4 protein-coding genes are annotated in these 7,459 nt (G+C 69.0%); 2 read left to right on the forward strand and 2 right to left on the reverse strand.

The window, feature by feature from the left end; translation table 11 throughout:
- The coding region (locus ACOJSF_RS04785) for a hypothetical protein (RefSeq protein WP_420141087.1) at nucleotides 1-692 on the forward strand (692 nt) is incomplete at its 5' end.
- A gap of 49 nt (nucleotides 693-741) precedes the next feature.
- Here ACOJSF_RS04785 and ACOJSF_RS04790 read toward each other — a convergent pair.
- Together ACOJSF_RS04790 and ACOJSF_RS04795 are read right to left on the reverse strand one after the other, a co-directional pair.
- Entirely contained in the window at nucleotides 742-4,380 is a 3,639-nt protein-coding gene (locus tag ACOJSF_RS04790) for an autotransporter domain-containing protein (RefSeq protein WP_420141088.1), read from the reverse strand.
- 412 nt (nucleotides 4,381-4,792) lie between these two features.
- Nucleotides 4,793-5,887 carry an MBL fold metallo-hydrolase gene (locus ACOJSF_RS04795; protein WP_420141089.1) on the reverse strand — a complete coding sequence of 365 codons (1,095 nt, stop codon included), beginning with the start codon at nucleotides 5,885-5,887 and terminating at the stop codon, nucleotides 4,793-4,795.
- Between the two features lie 645 nt (nucleotides 5,888-6,532).
- Here ACOJSF_RS04795 and ACOJSF_RS04800 point away from each other — a divergent pair.
- Nucleotides 6,533-7,459, forward strand: a 927-nt coding sequence (locus ACOJSF_RS04800; protein ID WP_420141090.1) for a ribonucleotide reductase N-terminal alpha domain-containing protein, incomplete at its 3' end; no start/stop codon positions are given.

Consider the following 7,459-nt stretch of genomic DNA (forward strand, 5'->3'; position numbering starts at 1 on the left):
GCGCTCGCCCCCGCCCGCCAGCGCGACATGCCCGCGAACAGCAGCAGGATCGCGCCGGCGGCGAAAGACGGATCGTGGCCGATCCGCATTCCAGAGACGATGAGGGCGCTGGAGCGGGCGCCTACACGCTGATCGCCGATCCCGCGCGGGCCGCGCGCCTGCGCGACGGGCGCGAGACGCGGCTGCGCGTGCTCGCCACGTCGGCGCTGGCGGCGTGCCTGGCCGGCGACCGGATCCGCGTGAAGGAGGCGAGCGTCGCGGGCGTCATCGACGCCGCCGGGGCCGAATGCTCCGCCAGGCCGCGCGACGCCGCGTTCGTGATCTTCGCGGACGGCTGGCGCCAGCATCGCGACGGATCGGGCCATGCGGGCCCGCGCCCGACCAATCCGCGCCTGCTGTGGACGCCCGCGATCCACATGCCGCGCTGGGCGGCGCGGACCATCCTCGTGGTGACCGGCGCGCGCCGCACGCGCCTGCGCGACATCGATCGCGCGGACATCCTGGGTTCGGGCGTGACGCGGCTCGCGTTCGGGCTGCTGTGGCGCTGTCCCCGCCCCACACCCGGCCTGTGGCGCACGCCCGAACGCGCCTATCGCGCGCGCTGGGCCATCACGCACCCCACCCCGGGCGAGCGCTGGGAGGACGATCCCGAGGTGGTGGCGCTGGAGGTCATGGCCGAAGCGGCGGACTGAATGACCGGCGAGCGGGCACGGTCGCTGTGGTACGACCGTGCCCTGACCATCAGAAGCGGACGTTGATCCCCGCACGGGCGCCGCCGCTGCGATAGCCGTCGCCGATATCGCCCGTCGCCTCGATGAAGCCCGAGACGCGGCTCGCGGTCACGGCATTGAAGCCGACCACCCCGCGACCGTAAGTCCCGATGCGCCCTTCGGCGAGGGCGAGCGACTGGCCGCCATTGAGGAAGCGCAAGGCGTTGCGCCCCTCGAACTCGTGCACGACGCTGCCGCTCGCATAGAAGCGGATGCGGGTATCGCCCTTGAACGCATCGGCGCCGATCCGCAGTCCGGCCGTGCCGCGCAGACCGTCGCCGTCATCGAAGGCAATCGTCGTGACACCGGCATCGAGGCGGTCGAGATCGGTGCGGGCATATTCGATCGAGGCCGCAGGCTCGACGAAGAAGGCCGACTGCCCGAAGCGCATACCGACTTCGGCCTTGGCGCCATAGCCTTTCCCGTCGAACTTGCGGCGATCGATGCCCGGCAACGTCGCCCGCACATCATACCATTCGTACCGGCCGAGCAAGTTGGCGAAGAACCCGCCCGACGAGAACGCACCATAAGCGCCGACATTGATCGCATCGAAGCGGAACTGGCTGCTGCGGGGCGCGAAGGTGATCGTCGAGTTGGTATAGCCGGCAGTCGCGCCGAAGACCGCCCCGTTTTCGGCCGTGACACCGCCGAAATCGTAGCCGACCTGTCCGCCGAAATAGTCCTGGCGGCTGTTGGTCGCGACGGTGCGGGTCTGCCCGAAGACCGTCACGTCCCGCGCATTGTCGAGCCGCGTGCCGGCGCCGAACATCTGGCCCCACAATGCCGATCCGCGCCGCCCGTCGCCGTCACCCACGCCGCGCCCGTCGCGGAGGCTGCGCATATGGCCGGACCAGGCATCGTTGCCGCGATACTGGATCTGCCGCGCACCCTCCGCCACGCGAAGGAGGCCATAGGCCTGATCACTGGGCGTACCGGACACCGCATAATCGTTGGTCGTCGGATCGAAACCGAGCGAGTAGGCGACCAGCCCGACCGTCGCCGTCTCGCCAGCAAGGACAAAGGCCTCGGGCGTGCTGCCCGCCCCGGCATCGACGATCACCTGACGGTCGAGGAGGAGCCCCACACCCTGCGACAGCGGGTTCAGAACGACGCGCGTGGTGCCGGTGGCGCTGCCGCCGACGATCAAGCGATCGGCGATGCCCGTGCCGGAACCGGGAATGTCCACCGCAAGCGTGCTGCCGCCGCTGCCGACGAAGTTGCCGGGCACGGTGAGCGTGTCGCCCAGCACCGTGTTCCGCATGTCGATCAACCCGCTATTCTCAAAGCTTTCCAGCCCGGTCAGCGTCACCCCGCCCGCGGCGGTGGCGCCGGGGCGTACGGCCAGCGTGCCGGTATTGACGAAGCGGTCGCTGCCGCCGCCAAAGGCGCTGTCGGCGGTCGCGTCGAACCGGCCGGCATTGGTGAGCAGATCATCCCCGTCGGTCAGATCAACATAGCCCGCCACCGTGCCGGTCGGCATGATCATGACGGTGGCGGGGGCGCCGTCGACGTCGAGCGCCGGGCCGGCGCCGCTGGAAACGGCATCGCCGATGGTGATCGTGGCGCCGGTCCCTGAGGTGACGTCGATGCCCGCCACGAGGCCCGTTACGGCCGCGCCGGGGAGCGTGGTCACGACGACGCTGCAGGCACTGGACGCCAGAATCCCGGTCCCCTGACCGGAACTGATCGCGCCGCGCGCGGTGATGTTGATGGCGCTGCAGCCGGGACTGGTCGCGACGATGCCGTCCGAGCCGGGACCGGTCACGGTGATCGGTCCGGCGACGATCGTCTGGTCGCCGCTGTCGGTCTCCACGATGATGCCGGGCGAGTTGCCGCCGCCCGTCGTGATCGGGCCCGCATCGACCACGACCGGGCCGGTGCCGCCGTCGACGACGATGCCGGGCGAGTTGTCGCCGCCGGTGTTGATCGGGCCGGTATCGACCGTGATCGGGCCTTCTCCCGTCACATCGACGCCGGGCGAGTTGTCCCCGCCGGTATCGACGGTACCGGTATCGACGTCGATCGGATCGTCACCCCCGTCGACGTCCACGCCCGGCGAATTGTCGCCGCCCGTATCGACGTCATCGACGGCGGCGGTGATGCCGCACGATCCCGGCCCGAGCACCAGGCAGGCCGCCGGATCGGTGACGATGGCGAGCCCTGCCGCGTCATCCCCGCTGGTCGAGATCACACCCAGATCGGCCAGAATGTTCGCCGGGGCGGCGATTAGCACCGCCGCCGCGCCGTCGCCGCTGGTCGTAACGCGGTCCGCGCCGACATCGACGTCGCACGCGCCGCTGCCGAGCAGCGCGCAGGCGGTGGGGTCGGCCGCGATGTCGATGCCGGTCGCGGCATCGCCAAGCGTCTCCAGCAGGCCGACGCGCAGCGCCGTGGGGCCGACCACGCGGGCGAGGATGCCGGTCGCACCGGCGCCCGAGGTGGTGAGTTCGCCGACGTTGAACGACGTTCCGCACGCGCCCGCGCCCAGCAGCAGGCAGGCCGAGGGATCCGACGCGAGGTCGAGGCCGACCGCATCCTCCCCGCCGGTGCGCAGGATGCCGACATTGCCGGTGACGTTGCCCGCCGCGCGGACGAGCGCGCCGGGCGAGCGCGCCCCTCCGGTGACGAGTTCGCCGACGGTGAAATTCTGGTCGCACGCGCCCGCGCCCAGCGCCGCGCAGACGGTGGGATCGGTCGACAGGTTCAGGCCCGCCGCTTCGTCCCCGCCGGTCTGAAGGACGCCGACATCGACCGTGGTAACCCCGGTGGCGGCGGACACCAGCGCGCCGATGCCGCCGAAGCCGCCGGTGGTGATCTGATCCGCCGCCGCCGTCACGTCGCACCCGTTCGTGCCAAGGAGAATGCAGGCGGCCGAATCGGTGGCGATGTCGATGCCGAGCGCCTGCGCGCCCTGGGTCCGCAGCACGCCGACATTCAGGTTTACGTCGCCCGCCGAGCGGAGCAGCGCAGCGGTCGACAGGTCGCCCGCCGTTTCGATCAGGTTCGCGTCGAGATCGACCGGGCCGTCGAGCGCGACGAGCTGCGCCCCGTTCGATCCGGCCCCGCCGGTCCGTATCACATTGGCATCGACGCTGACCGTGCTGCCCTCGATATCGCGGGCGGGGGCCGCATCGCCGACCGTCTCGACGAGATCGGAAACGGAGAAAAGGACACCGTCGACGGCGCGAAGGACTGCGCCGGTCGCGCCGGTGCCGCTGGTCGTGATGCTGGACACCTGCCCGGTGACGGCGCCGCCGGCGTCGACCGTCAGGCCGGCCTGATCGGCCGTGTCGATCACCGCCGATCCGAGCGAATCGATCGTCACGTCAGCCGCCGTGCCGAGCGTCGAGAGGTTGACCGCGGCGAGCGACTGGAAGCCGTCGCCCAAAGTCGCCACGACCGGCCCCGTGATCGGCGCCAGATCCAGCACCGGAGTGCCCGGGGTGGCGGGGCCTCCCGTGCAGATGATATCGATGCCGGCGATCGGAAGGCAGGCGGACTGGGCCTGTGCGGGCGCCGCGGTGAGACCCACGCCGGCGACGACGACCGGGGCAAGGGCGCGAGCAAGCGCCAGCACGCTGATGCTTTTAAGCTGTTCGACGTTCGACATTATCAGGCATTCCCTTGTCAGGTTTGCCCCCACGCAGGTCTGCGCCTGCTTGCCCGTCGTAAGCGTGAGGCAGAGAATCTTTTCAAACAGTAAACGCACGCAGGAGCGTCGCCAAAAACTAGTTGATCTGTGTTATTGCACTCCAATTTTGATCTTTCTTCTGGCCTTGATCTTATCGGGAACAAAAACCCCCTTATTAACGTTGCTTCGCGACTTTCAGTATGATGTTGTCGGTGCGTAACAATTAGGCGGGTCGCTGTTCGGTCCCGTCACCTCCCATTTCTTTCCGGGTACGCGCGTAAAGCCGATCCGTGTCGACCGTTCGCGCAAAGGACGGCATCTCGATAATCTCGGTACGAACGGAAAATCGGGGCTCGATCATCCGCTTGGACGCCCTGCTGGACGCCCGGGCTCAACGCAGCGGCGGCACCGCCCAGGCCTGTCCCACCTCGGTCGCGCGGAAGCGGTCGGCCGCGATGCCGCGTTCGGCCAGCGTCCGGCGCAGCAGGGTGGGGGGCTCGTTCATGCCCTCCTCCGAAAGCTGGAACGTGCCCCAGTGCATCGCGAGGCCATTGTCCGCGCCGAGCCGCTGGAACACCTCGACCGCCTCGACCGGGCCGATATGGCTCGGGCTCATCATGGCGCGCGGGCGGAATGCGCCGATCGGGATGATCGCGAGGCGGTAGGGGCCGTCCTTGCGCGCCGCCACCGGCCAGCTTCCATCGCCGAAGCCGGTGTCGCCCGCGAAGAACAGGTTGCCGCCGGGCAGCGTCACGGTGAAGCCCGACCACAAGGCGCGGTTGCGGTCGCGCATCCAGCGCGAGCCCCAATGGTGGACCCGCTCGACCACCACGTCGATGCCGGGGCGCACGGATACGCGGCCGCCCCAGTCGCGCGTCACCGCCGGCACGCCCGCGCCCTTCAGGATCGTGTCGTTGCCCAGGCTGGTGACGATCAGCGGCCGGTCGCGCGCCCACAGCCGCTTGAGCGTGGCGAGGTCCATATGGTCGTAATGATTGTGGCTGATGACGATCAGGTCGATCTTCGGCAGGTCCTCAAGGCGCACGCCCGGCGCGCGCACGCGCGTCGGCCCGGTGACGCCGAACGGCCCGGCGCGCTCGGACCAGATCGGGTCGGTCAGGATGTTGATCCCGCCCGCCTGCACCAGCACCGTCGCATGCCCGATCCAGGTCGCGACCATGCGGCCGGATGCCGCATCGACGCGCGCCTCGGGATGTCCCGGCGTCACCGGCACGCGCGCGGGCCACACCGCGCGGTCGCGGCCCATCATGAAGCGCGCGAGCAGCGCGAGCGGCGGGCCGGATCGCGGCCCCGCCGTGGCGGTGTCGCCGTCGGGATTGGAGAATCGCTGGCCGTCGAAATGATCGCTGACCGGCCCGCGATAATAGATCCGGTCGAGAAAGGGCGGCACCAGCGTGGGCAGCAGCAGGAGCACGACAATGATCCACAGCAGGATGCTACCCGCCGTTTTCAACGCCTTACGCAAGGATCCGCCTTCCCGTTCGTCGTCTTTGTCCGGCGTGCGCGGCATCATCCCGTCTCTGTCGCTGGTCGATCGAGAGGTCGTAAGCTAGCCTGACATGCCGGCATCGTGCTGGCGCCAGGTTCGTAACGGCAACGGTTCGATTGAGAAAGCCCGTTCTACGCAGGTCGCGTCGCCGGCTGCCTGCACCCCGCCGACCGTGAGGCCGGCATCATCGCGACGGCGTGGCCATCGCCCCCGACGACGATCGTCGGCAGCGGCGGCTCGAACTCGGCAAGGCACATGGCGAACATCCTGATAAGCGGGGACAGAACGCCCCGCTTCGATCCGCTGTTCCCACTTTCCGGCCCGCATGAAGAGGGCGTTTTCCGCCGCTTTCCATTGCGTCAAGCAGACAATCTGGCGGCCGCGACAATTAACATCTTGTGCGGCGGAATCAGTAGTGACACTATCCCTTGTGTCCGGTCAGGGGCTGGACGATCGGTTGAGATGCACCGGCGCGATCCCCATATCGCAGCTGGAGACACCCGTCGCGTGGCAACGCGGCGGACCGGGTCTGCGCGCCTTCCGCTTGCCCCGCCGGGACGCGCACAGGCGGTTCGGCATTGACCCGGGCCGCGAACGGATAGAGAACAAGGGGAGGAATCGATGGACCTTTCTGGCAGCAACGAGCCGATGGCGAACGACATGACGACCCTTCTCGACACCTCCGCTCCGGCAGCAGATGCGCCCGACAGCCGGCGCCGCGACGCGCCTTACCCGCTCGAGGTCGATCATTCGCGCGACGCGCTCCTGACCGAATTCGGCAAGGAGACGCTGAAGGACCGCTATCTCCTGCCCGGCGAAAGCTATCAGGACCTGTTCGTGCGCGTCGCCTCGGCCTATGCCGACGATCAGGCGCACGCCCAGCGGCTCTACGACTATATCTCGAAGCTGTGGTTCATGCCCGCGACGCCCGTCCTGTCGAACGGCGGCACCGGGCGCGGCCTGCCCATCTCCTGCGACCTGAATTCGGTCGACGACAGCCTCACCGGCATCGTCGATACCTGGAACGAGAATGTCTGGCTCGCCTCGCGCGGCGGCGGCATCGGCACCTATTGGGGCAATGTCCGCGGCATCGGCGAGCCGGTCGGCCTCAACGGCAAGACCAGCGGCATCATCCCGTTCGTCCGCGTGATGGACAGCCTGACGCTCGCGATCAGCCAAGGCTCGCTGCGGCGCGGTTCGGCCGCCTGCTATCTCGACGTCTGCCATCCCGAGATCGAGGAGTTCCTCGAGATCCGGAAACCGAGCGGCGACTTCAACCGCAAGGCGCTCAACCTCCACCACGGCGTGCTCCTGACCGACGAGTTCATGGAGGCGGTGCGCGACGGCGCGAAGTTCGACCTGAAGAGCCCCAAGGACGGGTCGAAGCGCGGCGAGGTCGACGCGCGCGAACAAATCCTGATACTCCTCGCCCGGGAGAAGGTAGCGATCGCGCAGCGTGTCCTTGCCGAACTCGGTCAGCAGCGCATCGCGGCTGTTGTCGGTGGTGACGTCGAACGCGCGCTCGTCGACCGTCTTGCTGGTGCGGAC

The sequence above is a fragment of the Sphingomonas sp. genome (genome assembly GCF_048594985.1).
Lineage (GTDB): Bacteria > Pseudomonadota > Alphaproteobacteria > Sphingomonadales > Sphingomonadaceae > Sphingomonas_I.

Coding starts and splice junctions, on each gene's coding strand:
- ACOJSF_RS04790 (WP_420141088.1), bottom strand. CDS start 4,380: ATGTCGAACGTCGAACAGCTTAAAAGCATCAGCGTGCTGGCGCTTGCT.